The organism is Streptomyces atratus (assembly GCF_014648655.1).
GTDB classification, from domain to species: Bacteria; Actinomycetota; Actinomycetes; order Streptomycetales; family Streptomycetaceae; genus Streptomyces; species Streptomyces atratus.
Genome location: NZ_BMRN01000006.1, coordinates 128,051 through 150,110, shown reverse-complemented (window position 1 = coordinate 150,110; position 22,060 = coordinate 128,051). Strand labels below are relative to the sequence as shown.

Below are 22,060 nucleotides of genomic sequence, written 5' to 3'. Positions count from 1 at the left end.
GCATTCCCGACGTGCCGGGGCGGCGGCGGGCGCGATTCTCAGGGGCGCGCGTAGGCGTGAGTCAGCAGTAGCTTCCCCTTGGCAGCGGGCTTTTCCCGGACGCAGGCCGCGTCGACGACATATGCCTGGACGCGGGTCGCGTCGGAGGGGTGGGGCAGGACGACGAGGAAGGCATCCGAGCCTTCGTAGGTGCCTTCTTCCACGGCGAGGGCCGCAGTTTTCCGCCCGATGCCCAGCTCCACGCAACTCGGGACTGACACGACGGGTGCGCGCAAGGGTGCTTGAGATGACTCGGACGCGGGAGAGCCGCTCTTGGGCGTCGATTGCGCCTCGACGGATGGCGCCTGCTTCTCAGCGCCGACACCGTCTGAACCCGACGGCTTCGTGCCGGCACTCAGAAGGAGCGTTTGCACCCGGCCTTCGAGGGTGGACTCCGAGAAGGCTGCGGTGCCGCTTGCCGCTGAGCTGGAGCCGCGGTCCGCCGCCTTGAGGGCGGCGGAGTCCTCCTGGGACGGCTGGACGTTCTGCATGATGAAGACGCTCACACCGACCACGGCTGCGCCGAGAGCGGCGCCCAGTACAGCTGTGCGGCGTCGGCGCCGGACCGTTCGGCGGCCGGGGCCCGTGGTTGCCCTGGGATGCCCTGCGGGGCGGTCTGGGAGACCGGGTTCTGCGTCCGGCGTCTGTGCCACAGAGAGCTTTGTTTCACGTGAAACATGCACCGTGCCATCGGGTGCCGTGGCGCTGAGAGCTTCGGCGGCGAGCGCGGCGTCGATGCGTCCTGCGACATCGTCGGGCATGTGCTGCGGTGCAGGCACAGTGCCGAGAAGCTCGCGGATCTCCATGAGGGAGGTAAGGACATCACCGCAGAGTTCGCAGCCATTCACATGGCCTTGTACGTCTGCCGCATGTGATGGCGGGAGCAGTCCTTCCGTGAGATCAGAGATCTCCGAGACATCCGGGTGCTGGGTCGTGTCGGACGTTGATGTCATGTGCGGCCACCTCCGCCCTTCACTGCAGCAGGATTGTTTGTCCCTGCGTCCTTCGGCCCCGATGCGGGTGGGACGGATGCGCGTGGCGTCCGGTTCCTTCCCGCGGTGGGTTCATCGGCTTCTGCGCCCTCACTGCGGAGGTGAGTGAGTAGCGGAGCGAGCCGGGCTCTGCCCCGTGCACAGCGGCTCTTCACGGTGCCTGTCGGTACATCGAGGATGCGTGCCGCCTCGGCCACGGGGTAGCCCTGCATATCCACAAGGACAAGTGCGGCACGCTGCTCGGCGGGGAGAGTGGCGAGTGCGGCCAAGAGCTCGCGGTGCAGGTCCTGGCGCTCTGCCGGTGCCTCTGCCGACTCGTGCGGCTCAAGGAGTTGCTCGAACCGTTCGGCGTCATCGATCGGCGCGGTCTTGCGGGTGGCCGCCTTGCGGACCCGGTCGAGGCAGGCATTGACGGTGATGCGGTGCAGCCAAGTGGTGACGGCGGACTGGCCGCGGAAGGTGTGGGCGGCCCGGAAAGCGGAGACCAGGGCGTCCTGGACGGCGTCGGCGGCTTCTTCGCGGTCGCCCAGAGTCCGGAGCGCCACAGCCCACAGCCGGTCGCGGTGGCGCCGTACGAGCTCGCCGAAGGCTTCGGGTTCACCGGCCACATGGCGAGCGAGGAGGTCTGAGTCGCTGAGTGGTTCTGACGGCTCGGCGGCCACCTCCCCCTCCCTCCCTTTCTCTGCGTCAAGGTGCGTCTGTCTATCACGATTCGAGTGAGCAGGGGCAGGGGGCGGAAGCTGCACAGCCCGCCGTGGGGTTGTGATCGTCTACGTCGGCCGGTCCGATTGCGAGAAAGGCCGGTGGGAGTTTCTCCCACCGGCCTGTTCCGTCAGCCGAGTACCGAGATCTCCGAGATCCCGCCCCGGTAGCCATCGGCTGTTCCGTCCGACGGCAGTTCGGTGAGGTGGACCAGGACGTAGCGGGTCCGCACGGGCTTGTCCAAGGTCTTCTTCAGATCGCTCCCCACGGTTTCCAGCTTCGTGAGGCGCTGAGAGAAGTCCGAGAGAGACGACGGGGCGGAGGCGCTCGCTTCGGCCGCGAGTACCTCGGCCTTCTGTCCGCTGCGGTACATCTCGATCTTGATGCCGGCGACGTCCTGAACGCTACCCAGATCGATGACTATGCCGCTGCCGTCTCTGCGGGGCGCCAGGTTGCCGAAGTTCGCGTAGCCCCGGTACCGCTTGGTGACCCAGGCTGAGTCGGGGTTTCCGTCGATCGCCTTGGGTACGTCCTTCTCGCTTATTCCGGTGCCGCTGGGCATGAACTCTGTCGCATCGGCGATCCGCAGCGGTTTGGCCGCGGGGCGCGGTTTGTTGTCGCCGCTCTCCGGGGTGGTCTGTGTGGTGTCCTCAGTCCCGGAGTCTTTTCCGTGGAGGAGTGTCTCCGCGAGCTGCCAGCTGCCGAGGCCCAGGGCGGCAATGAGCAGTGCGGACACCGCCCACTTGAGGACCTTGCCGGTGCGGCTCTGGAGCGGGGCCGGAGGCACGGCGATCACGGGCTGTGGAGTGGCGCCGGGGCCTGCGGGCGGACGTCCGTAGGTGCCTCGCTGGTAGGTCGTGCGCTGGTACTCCGGGGGCGCCGTGAAAGTGGGCTCCGGAGGGCGGATGCGGGGCATCGCGGCAACGGCTTTGGCCAGCTCGTCCGGGGTGGTGCACGGCTGCTCCTGCCGGGAGGCAGTTGCGCCGTCATTGGCGAGTGCGCGCATGGCGAGCTCGGAAAGACCGCGGTGAACACCGGCCCGTACCTGGTCGGGGGCGATCAGCCCCACTCCCTTGGGTAGCCCGGACAGGCCGTAGGCATCGGTCTCGTACGGCCAGCGCTGGGTCAGGGCGGCGTAGAGCAGGGCGCCGATAGCCTCGGTGTCCGCGCGTTGCGGGCCGTCGCTGGTGATGCCCCGCAGGGCAGCGTTCACCGCGAGGCCGCGGATCCGGTACTGCCCGGTCGAGCTTCGCAGCACGGCACCCGGGGTCAGCCTCAGATGTGCGAGACCTTCTCGATGTGCGGCTGCCATGGCCTGGGAGACCTGGCTGACGAGCTGGTACGCGTCGTGTGCGTCCATCGGCCCCGCGGCCAGTAGAGAAGTGAGCTCGGTGGCGTCGGGGAGCCATTCATGGACGACATAGACGAGGTCGTCCTCCTCCACCGCGTCGAGTACCTGCACGAAGCGCGGGTCGCCGAGCAGAGCGGAGGAGCGGGCTGCGGCCAGCACGGAGCGGGCTCGGGGGTGGTCGGCGGGGAGCAGATGCACGCCCACCGCGCGGCGCAGCTTCTCGTCGACAGCGCGCCAGCTGCTGAATCCGTCCAGACGGGTGACGCACTCTTCGAGCCGGTAGCGTCTGGCGAGTTTGTGCCCGCTGTGCAGATCCGGGGTCGGCAGGGTCGCCTCGGTGTTGATGTGCTCACCGTCCGTTTTCTGCGGCTTTGTGCCCGTTGTGTCCTGAGCTTCTGCCGTCCCGTCGGTCGTGGCCTCGTCCGCCTTGGCGGCCAGCGGTTCATCACCGCTGTTGTCGGCCACGTCGACGGCAGCCGTGCTACGTTCCGCCACCGTCGTTCCTGCCTCCCCATCCGTTGCGCGATGCCAGCCAGCTCTGCACAGTCACGCCAATTGTGCCCACACTCCGGCGCTATGCACGACACGCAAAGGGCGGTGATGGTTGTGCGGCCGGTGATTCTCAGCGCCCGAGCCGCCCGCGGACCATGCCGACCATGCCGTTGATCTCTTCGATCCGCATCCGCTTGGCGGCGATGAAGAAGACGCCCAGCAGAACGGCCCCACCACAGATCAGCGCGACGAGCGACCCGAAGGCGCCTTCGCCGAGGCCCAGGAGAACAGCGAAGCCGACGCCGCCGCCGAGCACCGCTGCCGGGATGGCAGCGAGGCACAGACGGGCGTAGGTGCGTACGACGTGGGCGCCGTCCAGATCACCGCCCAGCCGGTTGCGCAGCCGTCGCCAGGCGATGCCCACGCCGACGGCGTAGGCGAGTCCGTACGAGGCAGCCATGCCGACTACGGCCCACTGGGCCGGCAGAACCACGTAGCAGAGGGCCGAGGCGGCCGCGTTGACCGCGGCGACGATGACCGTGTTGTAGAAGGGCGTCCGGGTGTCCTCGTAGGCGTAGAAGCCGCGCAGCACCACGTACTGCACGGAGTACGGGATCAGGCCGAGACCGAATGCCATGAGGATGAAGCCCATGGAGCGGGCGGCTTCGGTGCCTGCGGAGGCGTACAGGAGCGTGCACATCGGCAGGCCGAGGGCGAGGAACATGAAGGCTACCGGCACGATCGCCACGGCCGAGTTCCGCAGTCCCTGAGAGATGTCGTCGCGGACGGCGCCCGGGTCGTTGTCGTGGGCGGCTCGAGAGATGCGGGGCAGCAGGGCCGCCATGACCGACACGGTGATGATGGCCTGCGGCATGCCCCAGATGAGCTGGGCGTTGGAGTACGCGAGGATGCCGGTGCCGTCCTTGCCGGACAGTTTGCCCGCCGAGGTCGCGAGCTGGGTGACGACGAGTACGCCTGCCTGGTTGGCCAGGACGAACAGGACGGTCCACTTGGCCAGCTTGATCGTCTTGCCGAGCCCGTGCCCCTTCCAGTCGAAGCGCGGCCGGAAACGGAAGCCGGCCTCACGCAGATACGGGACCATGGCCAGGGCCTGGACGACCAGACCGAGCAGCGTGCCGATGCCCAGGAGCCGGACGCCCTCCGGCGGGATCGTCTGGACGCCCATCTGGGATTCGGCGGAGGTGCCGTAGACCCAGATGAACATGCCGAACGTGAAGATCATGACGATGTTGTTGAGGACCGGGGTCCACATCATCGCGCCGAACCTGCCGCGGGCGTTGAGGATCTGGCCCATCACGACATGCACGCCCATGAAGAAGATGGTCGGCAGGCAGTACCGGGCGAACGTCACGGCGACGCTGTTGGCGGCCGCGTCCCCGGCGATCGTCGGCGACATCATGTGGATCAGCCACGGAGCGGCGAATACCGCGATCGCGACGATCACACCGAGCGCGACCATCACGAGAGTCAGCAGCCGGTTGGCGTAGGCCTCGCCGCCGTCCTCGTCGTCCTTCATGGATCGCACGAGCTGGGGAACGAAGACCGAGTTCAGCCCGCCACCGACGGTGAGGATATAGATCATCGTCGGCAGTGTGTACGCGATGGTGAAGCTGTCGCCGAGCAGTGCCGCACCGAGCGCGGCGGTGATCACGAGGCTGCGGACGAATCCGGTGAGCCGGGACACGAGCGTGCCGGCCGCCATCACCGCACTGGACTTCAGCAGGCCGGAGGCCCGGCCGCCGGACTTGGGCGGTGCGGGAGCCGGGGCCGGTTCGGGCTCCGCGGGAACGGGAGAGGAACCTGTCGGGCCCTCCTGGTCCCGGAACAGATGCGCGAAGGCGTCCGGCTGGTCGCGGTCCTGGGACGCCTGGCTGACGAGATCGTCCACCCCGACGAACTGGGTGGTCACCGGGTCATCGCCGTATGGCAGGTATCGCGACGGGCCGTCGGGCTCGGGCGGCGGGGTCTGCGCCCAGATACGCGGATCGGGTGCGTACTGCGCCACGGGCGGCTGCTGGTAGAGCGGCTGGGGCTGCTGGTAGGTGCCAGGGGGTGGCGGCGGGTGCGCGGCGCGGTCGTACAGCGCCTCGGTCACCGGGTCCTGGACGGACAGATCCTGGGACCGGTAGGGATCGTGGTCGTACGCGGTCTGGAGGTACGGATCGGGCGTCGGCGGAACCTGGCCCGGTCCGGGCGGCATCGGGGGCCCGCCGGAAGACCCGGCTCCGTCCGCACCTTGACCGCGGTCACCGTCGTACGGCGCGTTCATCGAAACCCCACCTCATCGTCCCCGGCCGACAGGCCACGACAGACATCGCTCAACGTTCCACTTTCTCACCCGAGCCCGACGGCTCCCCGTTTTCCGGACCGGTGTCCGGGGTCGGGTCACTCGGCTGCTCGGGTTCGCCGCCGTTGTCCCCGCCCGCGTTGGCGCGCTTGCGGTGGGTGTACATCCTGATGCCTGCGAGGACCAGAAGGAGCAGCCCACCAGCGATCACGAGCAGCACGGTCGGGGTGACCTCGGAGACCTTCACGGTGAAGGTCATCTCTCCGCCGTACGGTGTGCCGTCCTCGGTGTAGAGCTGTGCGGTCATCTGCACCTGGCCATTGACGTTGGCCGCGGCGTCGAATTTCACGGACTGGCTGTGGCCGCCGGCGATCCGGATCGGCTGCTCCGCCACGGCCCCGCCGCCGTTCAGCTTGAGCCGGGTCGCGTTCTCCGACTTGAGCCGGAGGACCAGATGGTCCACGCCCTGCAACAGTCTGTTCTGCACGGTCACCGGGATTGTGGCGCTGCGGCCGGACAGGGTGACGTCCGACTTCGAGATGAGCTGGACCTCGTTGATGAGGCCCTGCAGATAGGTGCGTACCGAGTCCCGGTACTGCTGGGCCTCCAGCGGCTTGCCACGCCATGACGTCGACATGGAGCGGTTGACCGCGTTGCCGAAGGGAGTCACCACCCGCTCGGGACGGGCGAGGATGACCTGGAAGTTGTTGAGCGAGACCTGGGTGGACTTGATGTCCTGGAACGCCTGGGTGGGCAGCTCCTGGCTGCGGAGCTTCTTCGGGTACTGGGACGATCCGGGGACGCTGGTCGTCGCGTCCGTGTCGGGCTTCGCCTCGGCCGCGTCCACGAGCCCGAGGGGTTCTGTCCAGCGTTCGTCGTCGAGGGCGTGCAGGGCGTCGGCCATCGACTGGGCCTGGGCGACAGTCGGCATCCGCTGCGGTGCGACGACGATGCTCCGTTCCGTGTCGGTGTCCTGCTGGGTCAGAGCGAGGGTCAGAGCGAGGAATTTCTGCACGGCGAGGGTGGAGTTCCCCGCCTTCGACATGTCTCCCTGGAAAGCCGTGGAGAGCCGGGCGTCGGAGACCACCGCAGTCGTGCCGCCGCCGATCGGCCGGGCCGCCGTGGGCGTGTACGACAGGCCGCCGGTCTCCTGAAGGCTGTCGCTGCGGGCGATCACGTTGTGGGCGCCGGCCGAGGTGGCGACGTCGACGATCGACGGGTCGATCGCTCCGTCGACGGGCCAGGCGAAGTCGGTCGACGGCTTCACATGAAGGATGGTCTGCACCGTTGTCCCGGCCACCTCCGTGGCGGTCTGCAGGTGGCTGAGGGTGCCCGACACGTTCTTGCCGCGGTGTGCGATGGACGCCAGATCGGGGTCGGCGAACGGCAGCGCGATGACCTTGCTGTCCGAGACCGCGGCCTCCAGCGAGGTGAGCCACTGCTTGGCGACGGCCTGGTTCTTCCCGGCGACGGTCGTGTCGCCGGACTTGACGCGGTAGTTCCTCGCCATCGCATCGACGCTGGCCAGCAGATCCGGGTCGATGACCCACGTCACGGGCAGCTGACTGCCCAGCGAGACCAGCTGTTCGAGGCGTCCGCCCGGAGCGAGTTCGGCGGCCAGGTCGTCGTCCGCGAACACAGGCGTCTGCTGATCGTCGGAGCCGGTCTCGGCAGTGACATGTGGCGATGCGATGAGCGGCCAGAGATAGGTGACCTTCGTCTTGGAGCCACGCTCCGCTTCCTGCCACGGCAGGAAGGTGCGCTGGATTCCCAGAACCCCGTACGGGGCCCGGGCGGTCTGCCCCGACAGCGAGACGCCGAGCTGGTAGACGCCGTCGTCGCCGAGACCCAGTTTGCCGACCGGGACGGACAGCGTGAAGTCCTGGCTTATTCCGGAAGGGAGCTTTGCGAACTTCACCGTGTACTTGCCGCCGAGTGGGGCCGGGTCGCTGCCGGGGACGTACTCGGTGCGCTTGGCGGCGGTGTCGATCGATGTCCTGTCGAAGAGCCGCGGACCCACTCGCAGGTCGACCTCCGCCTGCGTGATCGTGCTCTTGCCTCTGTTGGTCACGGTGCCGGAGACGGTCAGGGTGTCCCCCTTCACCGGCGCGCTCGGGGCGACGGTGTCCAGGGACACACTGACTGTTTCGGAGCCGGTCGGGGCCTTGGCGGTCCCGCCGGCCTGTGCGGCGGGTGCGGCGGGTGCGGCCGGTCCGACCAGCAGAGCTGCGACGAGCGGCGCCCCGATGATCAAGGAGGCTGTGCGCCGCAGCCACCGGCGGGCAGGAGAGGGACCGATCCCCTGGATGTCTGCCGCCTCGGCCACGCGCCTACCCGTCCCTCGTCGTTGTCAGCTGGTGTCGATGGTTGTCGGTTGCTGCGTCCCCGCATGGTAACGATGTGCGTGGGTGCCAAGTGCTGGGGAGTCCGCTACATGATCGGAAGAGTCTCGCAGGGCGGGACAAAACCAGGACGACCGGGCCGGTCCGGGCACGTACCCTTTTCTGTTGTGTCGAACGCCAATGAAGACAGCTCCCGTGCCCTGACCCAGGTGCAGCACCGCGCAGTCAGTGAACTGCTGCGGGTGTCGCCGGTCGCCGACGACCTTGCTCGCCGTTTCCAGGATGCCGGATTCAGCCTCGCCCTGGTCGGTGGCTCGGTCCGGGATGCGCTTCTCGGCAGGCTCGGGAACGACCTGGACTTCACGACCGATGCCCGCCCCGAGGCCGTACTGAAGATCGTCCGGCCGTGGGCCGACTCGGTATGGGAGGTCGGGATCGCCTTCGGCACCGTGGGTGTCCAGAAGGACGGCTACCAGATCGAGATCACCACATACAGGTCGGAGGCGTACGACAGGACCTCGCGCAAGCCCGAGGTGTCCTACGGCGATTCCATCGAGGAAGACCTCGTCCGTCGTGACTTCACGGTCAACGCGATGGCGGTAGCGCTTCCGCAGAAGGACTTCATCGATCCCTACGGCGGTCGTGAGGACCTGGCCGAGCGTGTACTGCGCACTCCCGGCACCCCCGAGGAGTCGTTCTCCGATGATCCGCTGCGCATGCTGCGTGCTGCTCGCTTCGCCGCGCAGCTGGACTTCGATGTCGCCCCCGATGTGGTCACGGCGATGACGGAAATGGCCGGGCGTATCGAGATCGTCTCCGCCGAGCGGGTCAGGGAGGAGCTCAACAAGCTGCTGCTCTCCGCCAACCCCCGCAAGGGTCTGGCGCAGCTTGTCGATACGGGGCTGGCTCAGCAGGTGCTGCCGGAGCTCCCCGCTCTGCGTCTGGAAAGTGACGAGCATCACCGTCACAAAGATGTCTACGAGCACTCGCTGACCGTCCTGGAGCAGGCGATCGACTTGGAGGAGGACGGCCCTGATCTGGTTCTGCGCCTTGCCGCTCTCCTCCATGACATCGGCAAGCCGAGGACGCGGCGCTTCGAGAAGGATGGGCGCGTCTCGTTCCATCACCACGAGGTGGTGGGCGCCAAGATGGTCAAGAAGCGCATGGCTGCGCTCAAGTACTCCAACGAGATGGTCAAGGACGTCTCGAAGCTTGTGGAGCTTCATCTGCGCTTCCATGGCTATGGCGACGGCGAGTGGACCGACTCCGCGGTGCGCCGGTATGTGCGTGATGCGGGGCCTCTGCTGGAGCGGCTGCACAAGCTGACCCGCTCGGACTGCACCACGCGGAACAAGCGCAAGGCTGCTGCCCTCTCGCGGACCTATGACGGGCTTGAGGAGCGCATTGCACAGTTGCAGGAGCAGGAGGAGCTGGATGCCATCCGGCCCGACCTCGACGGCAACGAGATCATGAAGACCCTGGGTGTCGGTCCTGGGCCGGTTATCGGCAAGGCCTACGCGTTCCTGCTGGAGCTGCGGCTGGAGCACGGGCCGATGGAGCATGACGTGGCGGTCGAGAAGCTCAAGAAGTGGTGGGCGGCGCAGACCTGAGAGCGCTGGAGGTTCGACCGGCAGAGGTGAGGAACGGGTCGCGGTCATGTTTCACGTGAAACATGACCGCGACCTGATGCGGCGAGGGGCTCTGTTTCACGTGAAACAGAGCCCCTCGCCGCATCAGGTCCGCTAGAGCGGCCTGTCGGCGCGGCTCCACCGGAACAGCAGTACGGCGATGACCACATAGAGCGTGGCTACCCCGATCACCACCACGAACGACTGACCATTAGGGGGCAGCATGAGAGCGGAGGCTGCGGCAGCGCCCACGAATGCCACGTTGAACAGCACGTCGTAGAGGGAGAAGATCCGGCCGCGGAAGGCATCGTCCACCGAGGTCTGCACCACCGTGTCCGTCGCGATCTTCGACCCCTGGGTGACGAGTCCGAGGATAAAAGCTGCGACGAGTATCGGTACGGGGATGAACCACAGCCCCAGTGCGGGTTCGAGGACGGCCGCCGCCGCCGCGCACACCGCCATCCAGCGGAATCGGCCGAGCCGCCCCACTGCCCAAGGTGTCACCACGGCTGCCGCGAAGAACCCCGCACCGGAAATCGCCACAGCCAGTCCGAGGAGGGCCAGGCCTTCGGATTCGCTGTCGGACCAGGCGTACCGGCACAACATCAGCACCATCACGGTCAGTGCCCCGTAGCAGAAGCGGATCACGGTCATGGCGGCCAGCGCCCGGGTAGCTTGCTTCCGTCCCGCGAGATGGCGCAGTCCGTCGGCGAGCCCCCGTGCGGTGATGACCAGAGCTTCCCGCAGCCGGATGCGGGCCCTGTCCTGATCCGGTCCGAGGAGCCCGGTGGCAAGGCTCAGGGATGCCAGCGCCGAAGCAAGGTAGAGAGCCGCGCCCAGCAGCACCACTGCCGCGTCGGAGTCGGCGAGTAGCAGCCGCACGACGAAGGCGAGGCCACCACCGGCTGTGGCGGCGAGGGTGCCCGCGGTCGGTGAAAGCGAGTTCGCCACCACCAGTCGTTCCCTGTCGACGACACGCGGCAGCGCGGCCGAGAGCCCGGCCAGCACAAAGCGGTTGACCGCGGTGACGCACAGCGCCGAGGCGTAGAAGAGCCAGTCGGGTGCGGAGCCGAGGATCAGGAGTGCGGTGCAGCAGGCGAGTGCGGCGCGCAGCAGGTTGCCGTACAGAAAGACCTGACGGCGTGGCCAGCGGTCCAGCAGGACGCCGGCGAAGGGGCCGATGAGCGAGTACGGCAGCAGCAGCACGGCCATTGCGGAGGCGATGGCCGCCGCCGACGCCTGTTTCTCCGGGGAGAAGACGACATGAGCCGCCAGCGCCACCTGGTAGACGCCGTCGGCCGACTGGGAGAGAAGTCGCACGGCGAGCAGACGACGGAAGTTCCGAAGGCGCAGAAGTACGCGCAGATCACCTACGACAGGCATGTGATCAAGGGTCACATACGTTGAGGGTCCCCGGGCGGATTACCCGGGGACCCTCAAGGTGCGGAAGGGAAGGAGCGTTGCCGCTCATCACCGAGCCGCGCCGACGCACCGTGTCCGGTCGCGTCAGTTGTCGACCTCGCCCCTGATGAACTTCTCGACGTTCTCGCGGGCCTCGTCGTCGAAGTACTGGACCGGCGGGGACTTCATGAAGTACGAGGACGCGGAGAGGATCGGGCCACCGATGCCGCGGTCCTTGGCGATCTTCGCGGCGCGGACGGCGTCGATGATGACACCGGCGGAGTTCGGGGAGTCCCAGACCTCGAGCTTGTACTCCAGGTTCAGCGGAACGTCACCGAAGGCGCGGCCCTCGAGGCGCACGTACGCCCACTTGCGGTCGTCCAGCCAGGCCACGTAGTCCGACGGACCGATGTGGACGTTGTCCGCGCCGAGCTCGCGGTCACGGATCTGGGAGGTGACGGCCTGCGTCTTGGAGATCTTCTTGGACTCCAGGCGCTCACGCTCGAGCATGTTCTTGAAGTCCATGTTGCCGCCGACGTTCAGCTGCATCGTGCGGTCCAGGATGACGCCCCGGTCCTCGAAGAGCTTCGCCATCACGCGGTGCGTGATGGTGGCGCCGACCTGCGACTTGATGTCGTCGCCGACGATCGGGACACCGGCCTCGGTGAACTTGTCCGCCCACTCCTTGGTGCCGGCGATGAAGACCGGGAGAGCGTTGACGAACGCGACCTTGGCGTCGATGGCGCACTGCGCGTAGAACTTCGCAGCGACCTCGGATCCGACCGGCAGGTAGCAGACGAGGACGTCGACCTTGCGGTCCTTGAGGACCTGGACGATGTCGACCGGGGCCTCGGTCGACTCCTCGATGGTCTGACGGTAGTACTTGCCCAGGCCGTCGTGGGTGTGGCCGCGCTGGACGGTGACGCCGGCGTTCGGCACGTCGCAGAGCTTGATGGTGTTGTTCTCGCTGGCACCGATGGCGTCCGCGAGGTCGAGACCGACCTTCTTCGCGTCGACATCGAAGGCGGCGACGAACTCGACGTCCCGCACGTGGTAGTCGCCGAACTGGACGTGCATCAGACCGGGCACCTTGCCGGCCGGATCGGCATCCTTGTAGTACTCGACGCCCTGGACCAGCGAGGCGGCGCAGTTGCCCACGCCGACGATGGCTACGCGAACCGAACCCATTCCGGTTGCTCCCTGTGTGTAATGGATGTTCCCGATGAAGCCCCGCGGATCTGCGGGGACCTCACTTTGAGGTGTCGTCGGACGGATCCGGCGGGGTGTCACCCCGGTGCCGGGGCAGGCCGTCCGTCTCTCCTGCTGTGTTCTGCGGAGCTTCGCTCCCGGGCGAGGACCGTCGCTGATCCCGTCCCGACCGCTCGCTCTCGATGAGCTCGTTCAGCCAGCGCACTTCGCGCTCCACGGACTCCATGCCGTGTCGCTGCAGCTCAAGTGTGTAGTCGTCGAGGCGCTCGCGGGTGCGGGCCAGAGAGGCCCGCATCTTCTCCAGGCGCTCCTCCAGCCGACTGCGCCGGCCTTCCAGGACCCGCATCCGCACCTCGTGCTCCGTCTGCCCGAAGAAGGCGAAACGGGCTGCGAAGTGCTCGTCCTCCCAGGAGTCGGGTCCGGTGTGGGAGAGCAGCTCCTCGAAGTGCTCCTTACCTTCTGCCGTCAGGCGGTAGACGATCTTGGCGCGGCGCCCGGCCAGCGAGGAGGCGGGGGTGACCGCACGGCCGCCAGCAGGCGGAAGGTCGGCCGGGGAGTTTCCCGGCTCCTCGATCAACCAGCCATTGGCGACCAGCGTCTTGAGGCAGGGGTAGAGGGTTCCGTAGCTGAAGGCGCGGAAGATCCCCAACGAGGTGTTGAGACGTTTGCGCAGCTCGTACCCGTGCATCGGGGATTCGCGGAGCAGACCGAGAACGGCGAATTCGAGGATGCCTGAGCGCCTGCTCAATTTCGCCTCCTCCTTCTCCGAGTGCTCCTGCGGAGCCCTGTGCCGAGCTGATCTACCGAGTCGATGTACCGAGCTGATGTATCGACTCGATACATCAAGACGATAGATCGGTCGTCGCGCTGCGACAAGAGGGGTCATCGTGAACGGCGTCACATCGTGAATTCGTAGGCACCGACTTGCGTCGTTTGGGGTGAAGTTCGGCCCTAGGAGGGTTTTGACCGTGCGTAGTCTGTGCGGCATGCAGACCACCGGGAACCGTGAGACGCCTGTGCGCGTCAGTCTTCGCGGACCAATCGGATGCACTGCGGATGAGCCTGCCGCAGGGCTGGTCCGTAATTCGGGGGGACCGGATCTCAACTGCCGCTTCCAGGCGTTCTCGCCTGCCCGAGGAGTAGTCGTTCCATGAGCGAGCACCGTCGCAAAACGCCGCAACCGCAAGGTGGTGGGCGCGCAGCGGCCAGACGAGCCGCCCAGCAGTCCTCAGGACGCCGCGCCGCTCCATCACGCGGAGTAACTTCCGAGTCACCTTCCGGTTCGCACGGCGGGGACAGCCCGTACGGCGGACGCGCCGAGGCGAGACGAGCCGCCCAGCGCGGCGGAGGGAGCCGTGGCGGCGGCGGTGGCCGTCGTCGCGGTGGTGGTGGCGACAGCGGACACGAGGGCCCGGGCAGGGGGCGTGGCCGTGGTAATCAGCGTCCTGTCAAGAAGCGCTTCATCGACTACCCGCGCGCGGGGAAGTACGGCGTGCGGCGCTGGGTGCCGTCGTGGAAGCAGGTCTCCAGCCTCTGTATCGGCTTCCTCGGCCTGCTCATGGGCCTGGCCGGTCTCGCGTACGCGATGGTCGACAAGCCCAATGTGAAACACACCGCGAAAGCGCAGAACAACGTCTATTTCTGGGACGACGGCTCGCAGATGGTCGCCACGGGCGGTGAGGTCAACCGTCAGATGATCGGTTACGCGCAGATCCCCGAAGCCATGCGCAACGCGGTCATCTCGGCTGAGAACAAGTCCTTCGAGCATGACAGCGGCATCGACCCCATGGGCATCGCCCGTGCTCTGTACAACATGGCGACCGGCGGCCAGACCCAGGGTGGATCGACGATCACCCAGCAGTACGTGAAGAACTCCTACCTGTCCCAGGATCAGACCCTGAGCCGGAAGTTCCAGGAACTCTTCATCACGCTCAAGGTCACCAATGAGACGGACAAGAAGGTCATCATCCGTGACTACCTGAACATCTCCTACTACGGGCGAGGTGCCTCAGGGATCCAGGCGGCGGCCCGTACGTACTACAACAAGGACGCCGAGGACCTGAACCCGAGTCAGTGTGCGTTCCTGGCCACGCTGCTCAAGGGTCCTACCTACTTCGACCCGGCGGGCGTCCCTGAGGAGGATGCGAAGCAGGCCACCAAGGAGAAGAACACCGCGCGTGCCAAGGAGCGGTGGGAGTGGATCCTCGACGAAGAGGTGAAGGACAAGCGTCTCTCGCAGGCGGAGCGCGACAAGTACACCAAGTTCCCGATGCCCCTTCCGCCGAGGAAGAGCGCCCAGCTGGGCGGTCAGACCGGCTACCTGGTCGACCTCGCCAAGTCGTACGCCCTGAACAACGTCGAGGGTATGACGGCTGACAAGCTGGCCCAGGGCGGCTACGAGATCCACACCACCTTCAACAAGAAGAAGGTCGAAGAGCTCAACGCTGCGGTCCAGAAGGTCTACGACAAAAAGATCAAGCCGAAGCAGCGTCCTGAGACGGACACCCACGTTCAGTTCGGCGGCGGGTCGGTGGATCCCAAGACCGGTGCCATCGTGGCGATCTACGGCGGTCAGGACGCGACCAAGCACTACACCAACAACGCCAACCCCACGGGTGCGCAGGTCGGTTCGACCTTCAAGCCGTTCGTGCTGGCGGCAGCGATGGAGTACGGCAAGCGCGACCCCTCGCTCGGCGAGGACCAGGACTTTTCGCAGCGTGAGCAGGTCTCGCCGCTGAGCATCTACAACGCCGACGACAAGCTGAAGATCAAGGAGTACAACGGTCAGATCTGGACCGACGAGAACGGCAAGGAGTGGCTGCAGGCCAACGACGGCCATGAGTCGAGGGGCAACATCACCCTTCGTGAGGCGATGCAGTGGTCCGCCAACTCCCCGTACGTCCAGCTCGGCATGGACGTCGGCACCGACAAGGTGAAGGACGTCGCCATTGCCGCCGGCCTCAAGGACGACGACAGCATGGCGGATTCGAATGTGCCGTCGTTCTCCATCGGTACGTCCTCGCCCAGTGCGATCCGTATGGCCGGTTCGTACGCGACCTTCGCCGCCAGCGGACAGCAGCGCGAGCCCTACTCGGTCACGGAGGTGAAGCACGAGGGCGAAACCATCTACCGGCACAAGGAGGTCCGCAAGCGCGCCTTCCGTCCCGAGATCGCCGACAACGTCACCGACGTCCTGAAGAACGTCGTCGAGAAGGGAACCGGTACCCCCGCGCAGCTCCCCGGCCGTGACGTGGCGGGCAAGACGGGTACGACGGACGACAACAAGTCGGCCTGGTTCGTCGGCTACACACCGCAGCTGTCCACGGCCATCAGCATGTACCGGCTGGACGACGACGAGAAGAACACGAACCGCAAGTTCGAGAAGATGTACGGCACGGGTGGTGAGCAGACGATCCACGGTGCCTCGTTCCCGGCCCAGATCTGGCACGACTACATGGCGGAGGCGATGCAGGGCCAGAAGGTCGAGACATTCCCGAAGCCGATGCCGATCGGTGAGAAGGTCTACGGTGGCGGCGCGCAGAGCCCCAAGCCGTTGCCCACCACGGTGGAGTCGCCTTCGCCGTCCGCGTCGGCGACCAAGTCGCCCTCGATGAGCCCGTCCCCGCCGACGCCCGACCCCAGCGACACCTGTAGCGCATGGGACTGGAACTGCCAGAACAACAACGGCGGGACCAACAACGGCGCCGGCAATGGCGGAGCCGCCGGCGGTCCCAGCACCAGCCCGTCGCCGACCTCCTCGCTACCGGGCGGCGGCAACGGCAATGGCAACGGGAACGGGAACGGGAACGGCGGAATCTTCGGGGGCCCGGCCGGTTAACGTCCCTCCGGCCGGGTAGACCGGCGATCCGGCCGACCGGACCTGGCGACGAGGGCCGCCGCACCACATGGTGTGGCGGCCCTCGTCGTTTCCACAGTCCCGTACGGCAGGATGAGCGGCATGCCAAGCGCAGAAGACACGAGTGTGCACCAGGAACGGCCCGTCGTACGGCCCACACACCAGGACGAGATCGCCGAGGCAGGCAGTGAGCTGATCGGCGGCCGGTCGGGGCGCTGGACACGGCTCGGCAGCACGGCACTCACGCCCGTGGGCGTCATCGCGCTGGTAGCCCTCGGGATGTTCGCGCTGGGCATGGTGCAGAAGCTGCCCTGCTACAACTGGGCGTGGTTCAGGGGCGCCGGTTCGCAGTACACGCACGCCTGCTACTCGGACATTCCGCATCTCTATGTCGGACGTGGCTTCTCCGACGGTCTCGTGCCGTACTTCGACCGGCTGCCCGGCGACATGCAGTACCTGGAGTACCCCGTCCTGACGGGCGTGTTCATGCAGATCGCGTCCTGGCTGACACCGGGCGGATCCATTCAGCACCGCGAGCAGATGTACTGGATGGTCAACGCCGGCATGCTGATGATCTGCGCCGTGATCATCGCCGTCTGTGTCGCCCGTACACACCGGCGCCGCCCCTGGGACGGACTGCTGGTCGCTCTCGCGCCCGCCTTCGCGCTCACCGCGACGATCAACTGGGACCTGCTGGCGGTCGCGCTGACGGCTGCCGCGATGCTCATGTGGTCCCGGGGGCGGGCGCTGGCGTTCGGCGTCCTCATCGGGCTTGCCACGGCCGCCAAGCTCTATCCCGTGCTCCTGCTGGGACCTGTCTTCGTGCTGTGCTGGCGGGCGGGCAAATGGCGGGAGTTCGGGCTGGCGACGCTCGGGGCGGCGGGTTCCTGGCTGGTGGTGAATCTGCCGGTGATGATCTTCGCGCCCGAGGGATGGAGCAAGTTCTACGGTTTCAGCGAGGAACGGGGCATCGACTTCGGCTCCTTCTGGCTGATCATCACCCAGCGCACCGGCATGACCATCGAGACCCCGACCGTCAACCACGTCTCGGAGCTGTTGATGGCCCTGCTGTGCGCGGCCATCGCCGTGCTGACGCTGGCGGCACCGCGCAGGCCGCGCTTCGCGCAGCTCGCCTTTCTCGTCGTCGCAGCGTTCATCCTCGTCAACAAGGTCTATTCGCCGCAGTACGTGCTGTGGCTGATCCCCCTGGCCGCCCTGGCCAGGCCGCGCTGGCGCGACTTCCTGATCTGGCAGACGTGCGAGGTCATGTACTTCCTGGGCATCTGGATGTACCTCGCGTACACGACGAGCGGGGACAAGCACCAGGGGTTGCCCACGGAGGGGTATCAGCTGGCGATCATCCTGCACCTGCTGGGCACGCTGTACCTCTGCGCCGTTGTCGTACGGGACATTCTCATGCCGGAGCGGGACGTCGTACGACGCGACGGGTCGGACGATCCGTCCGGCGGGGTGCTCGACGGGGCCGAGGACGCATTCGTGCTGGGGCGGGCGGCGCATCCGCCGCGGCATGCCGTTCCCGCCGTCGAGGGGCCGCGGGTGGAATGGGGAGCGGGGCACGGACCGGCCGCCGACTGAGACGGGTCTCTTCAGGGGGCCAAGGCCCCCTGAAGAGCGTCTCGGCGGCTCCTACCGGTCGACGAGGCGGTCGAACTGGGTGGTCGTGTGGCGCAGATGGGCCACCAGCTCGTCGCCGACCTTCGGCTCCTGCGCGTCCGAGGGGACGAACAGGATCGACACCTGCATGTGCGGCGGTTCGGCGAACCAGCGCTGCTTGCCGGCCCAGACGAACGGCGACAGGTTGCGGTTGACGGTGGCCAGGCCCGCGCGGGCGACACCCTTGGCACGCGGCATCACACCGTGCAGGGCCTTCGGGGCCTCCAGGCCCACACCGTGCGAAGTACCGCCGGCGACGACCACCAGCCAGCCGTCCGAGGCGGCCTTCTGCTGGCGGTAACCGAAACGGTCACCCTTGACGACGCGTGTGACGTCCAGAACGGCGCCCCGGTACTCCGTCGCCTCGTGGTCGCCGAGCCACAGCCGGGTGCCGATGCGGGCGCGGAAACGGGTCTGCGGGAACTGCTGCTGGAGCCGGCCCAGCTCCTCGGCGCGCAGATGGCTGACGAACATGGTGTGCAGCGGCAGCCGGGCCGCGCGCAGCCGGTCCATCCAGCCGATGACTTCCTCGACCGCGTCCGAGCCGTCCGTGCGGTCCAGCGGCAGGTGCAGGGCGAAGCCTTCGAGGCGTACGTCCTCGATGGCGGCGTGCAGCTGCCCGAGCTCCTCCTCCTTGACACCGTGGCGCTTCATCGAGCTCATGCACTCGATGACGACCCGCGCGCCCACCAGGGCGTGCACGCCGTCCACGGAGGAGACGGACCGGATGACACGGTCGGGCAGCGGCACCGGCTCCTCGCCCCGGCGGAACGGGGTGAGGACCAGCAGATCGCCGCTGAACCAGTCCTTTATGCGGGCCGCCTCATAGGTGGTGCCGACGGCGAGCGTGTCGGAACCGAAGCGGATGGCCTCGTCGGCGAGCCGCTCGTGACCGAAGCCGTATCCGTTGCCTTTGCAGACCGGGACGAGGCCGGGGAACTGGTCGAGGACGGATTTCTGGTGCGCCCGCCAGCGCGCGGTGTCGACGTAGAGGGAGAGCGCCATGGCCGGTCCGGAACCCTTCTGGTGGTTGCGGTGTGTGGGAGGTGTGCGGAGTCGAAGTCCCCATTGAAACGAATGAAGCCGGTTTCGTCAGCGGGACGACGCGTATCAGCGGCGCGACATGTAGATGTCGAGCGCCTTGTGCAGCAGCTTGTTGAGCGGGAAGTCCCACTCGCCGATGTACTCGACGGCTTCGCCGCCGGTACCGACCTTGAACTGGATCAGACCGAAGAGGTGGTCCGTCTCGTCGAGCGAGTCGCTGATACCGCGCAGGTCGTAGACGGTCGCGCCCATCGCGTACGAGTCGCGCAGCATGCGCCACTGCATCGCGTTCGAGGGCCGGACCTCGCGCCCGATGTTGTCGGACGCGCCGTACGAGTACCAGACGTGGCCACCGACGACGAGCATCGTCGCCGCGGACAGGTTCACGCCGTTGTGCCGCGCGAAATAGAGCCGCATGCGGTTGGGGTCCTCGGAATTGAGCACCGTCCACATGCGCTGGAAATAAGAGAGCGGGCGCGGCCGGAAGTGGTCGCGGACCGCGGTGATCTCGTACAGCCGCTGCCATTCGGCGAGGTCCTCGTAACTGCCCTGGACGACCTCGACGCCGGCCTTCTCGGCCTTCTTGATGTTGCGTCGCCACAGCTGGTTGAAGCCCTTGAGGACATCTTCGAGCGACCGGTTGGCCAGCGGGACCTGGAAGACATAGCGCGGCTGTACGTCACCGAATCCGGCGCCGCCGTCCTCGCCCTGCTGCCAGCCCATCTTCCGCAGCCGGTCCGAGACTTCGAAGGCGCGTGGCTCGATGTGGGTGGCCTCGACATCGCGCAGGCGCTTCACATCGGGGTCCTGGATACCGGACTTGATGGCGGCCGCGTCCCAGCGGCGGATGACGACCGGCGGGCCCATCTTCACGGAGAAGGCGCCCTGCTGCTTGAGATGCGCCAGCATCGGCTGCAGCCAGTCGTCCAGGTTGGGGGCGTGCCAGTTGATGACCGGGCCCTCGGGAAGGTACGCGAGGTACCGCTTGATCTTGGGCAGTTGGCGGTACAGCACCAGACCGGCACCGACCAACTCGCCGCTCCTGTCGAACCATCCCAGATTCTCGGAGCGCCATTCGGTCTTCACATCAGCCCACGCCGGGACCTGGCAGTGGCTCGCCGCAGGCAGATTCTGGATGTACGCCAGATGCTGCTCTCGGCTGATGGTCCTCAGGGTCAGGCTCATGCGGGGCGCTCCTCGGCAGGTGTGTCCCCATCGGTCAGGGGCTCCGGCTCTCGCGCCGAAGCCTACTGCGACCGGGGAGCGCGCCGTCTGGCCCTATGGGACCTTGCCGGTCCGTCCCGCCGGGACCCGGATGGCCCCGCCCTTGTACGTGGCGCGGCGCCAAGCCCCTGAACGGGGGTCCTCGCGCCGGGCCCGTGCGTTCGGCTGTGTCTGGTTGTGCTTGGTTGCGTCTGTCTCGAATCAGCCCACCACGCCGCCGAAGAGGCCACCGTGGGCCATGCCGAGGAAGAACCCGATGGCGGATGCGCCCAGGCCGATGATCAGCGGGAACCTCTCGCGCGTGGTCACCGAGACGTACTGCCCGTACGCAGCCGTGAGGATCCCGATGAGTCCGGCCCACGAACTGATCAGATGCAGGCTGTCGAACATCGCCGTCACGAAGGCGAGCGCACCGAGGACCAGAGTCACCACCACCAGGGCTTGCTGGAGTGGATGGGGCTTGCCGTCCGTGGCGAGAAGGGAGACGGGAGGACGGGGTCGAATTGCCTGTGCCATGGAGTACCTCCTGGCCGAAAGGCGGCGCATCGTGGCGCCGCTCACACCCGATGTGTACAGATTGCGTCTCCTGAGCACCGGATTTCAACCGGAAGCCGGTGTGCGGGTAGTCTGTAACGTCTGCACCGGTGTCTGCCCAGGCCAGCACGTCAGCCCCTCTCGACAGAGGGTGCTGTCAGTGGCGGCTGTTTTACTCGGAGACACTGTTGCTTACGCATCACGACCCTCCTGCCACGGAACGACCGTGGCCGCTGAGTCCAAAGGAGGTGGGTTCCACATGCGTCACTACGAAGTGATGGTCATCCTCGACCCCGATCTCGAGGAGCGCGCTGTCTCCCCGCTGATCGAGAACTTCCTCTCCGTCGTCCGTGAGGGCAACGGAAAGGTTGAGAAGGTCGACACCTGGGGCCGTCGTCGTCTCGCTTACGAGATCAAGAAGAAGCCCGAGGGCATCTACTCGGTCATCGACCTGCAGGCCGAGCCTGCGGTCGTCAAGGAGCTCGACCGCCAGATGAACCTGAACGAGTCGGTCCTCCGGACCAAGGTCCTCCGTCCCGAGATCCACTGAGCATCTAGCTCAGCGGTCATCGGGTTCGAGTAGCAGCAAGCAGCCAGAAGCAATCCCCGCCGAGAGGTTCACCCATGGCAGGCGAGACCGTCATCACGGTCGTCGGCAATCTCGTCGACGACCCCGAGCTGCGCTTCACCCCGTCCGGTGCGGCGGTCGCGAAGTTCCGTGTCGCGTCCACTCCCCGCATCTTCGACCGGCAGACCAATGAGTGGAAGGACGGCGAAGGCCTGTTCCTCACCTGCTCGGTCTGGCGGCAGGCGGCGGAGAACGTCGCCGAGTCGCTTCAGCGAGGCATGCGCGTAGTCGTGCAGGGCCGGCTCAAGCAGCGGTCGTACGAAGACCGCGAGGGCGTCAAGCGCACGGTCTACGAGCTGGACGTCGAGGAAGTCGGCCCCAGCCTCAAGAACGCCACGGCCAAGGTCACCAAGACCACCGGTCGCGGTGGTCAGGGCGGCCAGGGTGGATACGGCGGCGGCCAGCAGGGCGGCGGCAACTGGGGCGGCGGTCCCGGTGGCGGTGGCCAGCAGGGTGGCGGCGGCGCTCCCGCCGACGACCCGTGGGCCACGAGCGCGCCTGCCGGCGGCCAGCAGGGCGGGGGTCAGCAGGGCGGCGGAGGCGGTTGGGGCGGAAGCTCCGGCGGCTCCGGCGGTTCCGGCGGCGGCTACTCGGACGAGCCTCCCTTCTAGGGCAGCTCGTACTCCCACTTCTTGA

Annotated in this window: 17 protein-coding genes; 6 read left to right on the top strand and 11 right to left on the bottom strand. The window is 67.1% G+C overall.

The window, feature by feature from the left end:
* Nucleotides 1–38: 38 nt before the first annotated feature.
* Nucleotides 39–530 carry an RsmA family anti-sigma factor gene (locus IEZ15_RS46745; RefSeq protein ID WP_308427399.1) on the bottom strand — a complete coding sequence of 164 codons (492 nt, stop codon included), beginning with the start codon at nt 528–530 and terminating at the stop codon, nt 39–41.
* A 186-nt stretch (nt 531–716) separates the two neighbouring features.
* Here IEZ15_RS46745 and IEZ15_RS46740 point away from each other — a divergent pair, with 186 nt between their 5' ends.
* A complete protein-coding gene (locus IEZ15_RS46740) occupies nt 717–914 on the top strand; it encodes a hypothetical protein (RefSeq protein ID WP_308427398.1) in 198 nt (65 codons plus the stop codon).
* Nucleotides 915–988: 74 nt separating this feature from the next.
* On the opposite strand, the gene sigM is transcribed toward IEZ15_RS46740, so the two are convergent.
* From sigM to IEZ15_RS12745, 4 genes are all read right to left on the bottom strand, one after another.
* A complete protein-coding gene (gene sigM, locus IEZ15_RS12760) occupies nt 989–1,693 on the bottom strand; it encodes an RNA polymerase sigma factor SigM (RefSeq protein ID WP_189276627.1) in 705 nt (234 codons plus the stop codon).
* Between the two features lie 170 nt (nt 1,694–1,863).
* Nucleotides 1,864–3,579, bottom strand: a complete 1,716-nt coding sequence (locus IEZ15_RS12755; RefSeq protein WP_189276626.1) for a protein kinase family protein — start codon at nt 3,577–3,579, stop codon at nt 1,864–1,866.
* 127 nt (nt 3,580–3,706) lie between these two features.
* Nucleotides 3,707–5,866 (bottom strand): murein biosynthesis integral membrane protein MurJ, encoded by a 2,160-nt coding sequence (gene murJ / locus IEZ15_RS12750; protein ID WP_189276625.1) that lies wholly within the window; start codon nt 5,864–5,866, stop codon nt 3,707–3,709.
* A gap of 49 nt (nt 5,867–5,915) precedes the next feature.
* Nucleotides 5,916–8,210, bottom strand: a complete 2,295-nt coding sequence (locus IEZ15_RS12745) for a DUF6049 family protein (protein ID WP_189276624.1) — start codon at nt 8,208–8,210, stop codon at nt 5,916–5,918.
* A gap of 183 nt (nt 8,211–8,393) precedes the next feature.
* Between IEZ15_RS12745 and IEZ15_RS12740 the strand changes: the two genes are divergently transcribed.
* Nucleotides 8,394–9,836: a CCA tRNA nucleotidyltransferase gene (locus tag IEZ15_RS12740; protein WP_189276623.1), complete on the top strand. Its 1,443-nt coding sequence runs from the start codon at nt 8,394–8,396 to the stop codon at nt 9,834–9,836.
* A gap of 132 nt (nt 9,837–9,968) precedes the next feature.
* Here IEZ15_RS12740 and IEZ15_RS12735 read toward each other — a convergent pair whose 3' ends face one another.
* From IEZ15_RS12735 to IEZ15_RS12725, 3 genes are all read right to left on the bottom strand, one after another.
* A complete protein-coding gene (locus IEZ15_RS12735; protein WP_189276621.1) occupies nt 9,969–11,237 on the bottom strand; it encodes an MFS transporter in 1,269 nt (422 codons plus the stop codon).
* A gap of 123 nt (nt 11,238–11,360) precedes the next feature.
* Nucleotides 11,361–12,443 carry an inositol-3-phosphate synthase gene (locus IEZ15_RS12730; protein WP_114245528.1) on the bottom strand — a complete coding sequence of 361 codons (1,083 nt, stop codon included), beginning with the start codon at nt 12,441–12,443 and terminating at the stop codon, nt 11,361–11,363.
* Nucleotides 12,444–12,504: 61 nt separating this feature from the next.
* Entirely contained in the window at nt 12,505–13,212 is a 708-nt protein-coding gene (locus IEZ15_RS12725) for a PadR family transcriptional regulator (RefSeq protein ID WP_189276619.1), read from the bottom strand.
* Between the two features lie 402 nt (nt 13,213–13,614).
* Between IEZ15_RS12725 and IEZ15_RS12720 the strand changes: the two genes are divergently transcribed.
* Entirely contained in the window at nt 13,615–16,302 is a 2,688-nt protein-coding gene (locus IEZ15_RS12720) for a transglycosylase domain-containing protein (RefSeq protein WP_189276618.1), read from the top strand.
* A gap of 120 nt (nt 16,303–16,422) precedes the next feature.
* Nucleotides 16,423–17,916, top strand: a complete 1,494-nt coding sequence (locus IEZ15_RS12715) for a glycosyltransferase family 87 protein (protein WP_189276617.1) — start codon at nt 16,423–16,425, stop codon at nt 17,914–17,916.
* Nucleotides 17,917–17,967: 51 nt separating this feature from the next.
* Here IEZ15_RS12715 and IEZ15_RS12710 read toward each other — a convergent pair whose 3' ends face one another.
* The 3 genes from IEZ15_RS12710 to IEZ15_RS12700 all read right to left on the bottom strand — a co-directional run bounded on the left by IEZ15_RS12710 (nt 17,968) and on the right by IEZ15_RS12700 (nt 20,778).
* Nucleotides 17,968–18,999 (bottom strand): alanine racemase, encoded by a 1,032-nt coding sequence (locus IEZ15_RS12710; RefSeq protein WP_114245532.1) that lies wholly within the window; start codon nt 18,997–18,999, stop codon nt 17,968–17,970.
* Nucleotides 19,000–19,104: 105 nt separating this feature from the next.
* Nucleotides 19,105–20,223, bottom strand: coding sequence for a lipid II:glycine glycyltransferase FemX (locus tag IEZ15_RS12705; RefSeq protein WP_189276616.1), 1,119 nt, complete (start codon nt 20,221–20,223; stop codon nt 19,105–19,107).
* 240 nt (nt 20,224–20,463) lie between these two features.
* Complete coding sequence (locus tag IEZ15_RS12700) at nt 20,464–20,778, bottom strand: hypothetical protein (RefSeq protein ID WP_189276615.1); 315 nt, start codon at nt 20,776–20,778, stop codon at nt 20,464–20,466.
* 277 nt (nt 20,779–21,055) lie between these two features.
* Here IEZ15_RS12700 and rpsF point away from each other — a divergent pair, with 277 nt between their 5' ends.
* Together rpsF and IEZ15_RS12690 are read left to right on the top strand one after the other, a co-directional pair.
* Nucleotides 21,056–21,346 carry a 30S ribosomal protein S6 gene (gene rpsF, locus IEZ15_RS12695; protein ID WP_015609864.1) on the top strand — a complete coding sequence of 97 codons (291 nt, stop codon included), beginning with the start codon at nt 21,056–21,058 and terminating at the stop codon, nt 21,344–21,346.
* A 74-nt stretch (nt 21,347–21,420) separates the two neighbouring features.
* Complete coding sequence (locus IEZ15_RS12690; protein ID WP_189276614.1) at nt 21,421–22,035, top strand: single-stranded DNA-binding protein; 615 nt, start codon at nt 21,421–21,423, stop codon at nt 22,033–22,035.
* Nucleotides 22,036–22,060 lie beyond the last annotated feature (25 nt).

Excerpts from the sequence above, each read along its gene's own strand:
- IEZ15_RS12720 (WP_189276618.1), top strand. The coding sequence starts at position 13,615 with ATGAGCGAGCACCGTCGCAAAACGCCGCAACCGCAAGGTGGTGGGCGC.
- IEZ15_RS12705 (WP_189276616.1), bottom strand. The coding sequence starts at position 20,223 with ATGAGCCTGACCCTGAGGACCATCAGCCGAGAGCAGCATCTGGCGTAC.
- IEZ15_RS46740 (WP_308427398.1), top strand. The coding sequence starts at position 717 with ATGCACCGTGCCATCGGGTGCCGTGGCGCTGAGAGCTTCGGCGGCGAG.
- IEZ15_RS12715 (WP_189276617.1), top strand. The coding sequence starts at position 16,423 with ATGCCAAGCGCAGAAGACACGAGTGTGCACCAGGAACGGCCCGTCGTA.
- IEZ15_RS12730 (WP_114245528.1), bottom strand. The coding sequence starts at position 12,443 with ATGGGTTCGGTTCGCGTAGCCATCGTCGGCGTGGGCAACTGCGCCGCC.
- IEZ15_RS12700 (WP_189276615.1), bottom strand. The coding sequence starts at position 20,778 with ATGGCACAGGCAATTCGACCCCGTCCTCCCGTCTCCCTTCTCGCCACG.
- murJ (WP_189276625.1), bottom strand. The coding sequence starts at position 5,866 with ATGAACGCGCCGTACGACGGTGACCGCGGTCAAGGTGCGGACGGAGCC.
- rpsF (WP_015609864.1), top strand. The coding sequence starts at position 21,056 with ATGCGTCACTACGAAGTGATGGTCATCCTCGACCCCGATCTCGAGGAG.
- IEZ15_RS46745 (WP_308427399.1), bottom strand. The coding sequence starts at position 530 with ATGCAGAACGTCCAGCCGTCCCAGGAGGACTCCGCCGCCCTCAAGGCG.
- IEZ15_RS12690 (WP_189276614.1), top strand. The coding sequence starts at position 21,421 with ATGGCAGGCGAGACCGTCATCACGGTCGTCGGCAATCTCGTCGACGAC.
- IEZ15_RS12710 (WP_114245532.1), bottom strand. The coding sequence starts at position 18,999 with ATGGCGCTCTCCCTCTACGTCGACACCGCGCGCTGGCGGGCGCACCAG.
- IEZ15_RS12735 (WP_189276621.1), bottom strand. The coding sequence starts at position 11,237 with ATGCCTGTCGTAGGTGATCTGCGCGTACTTCTGCGCCTTCGGAACTTC.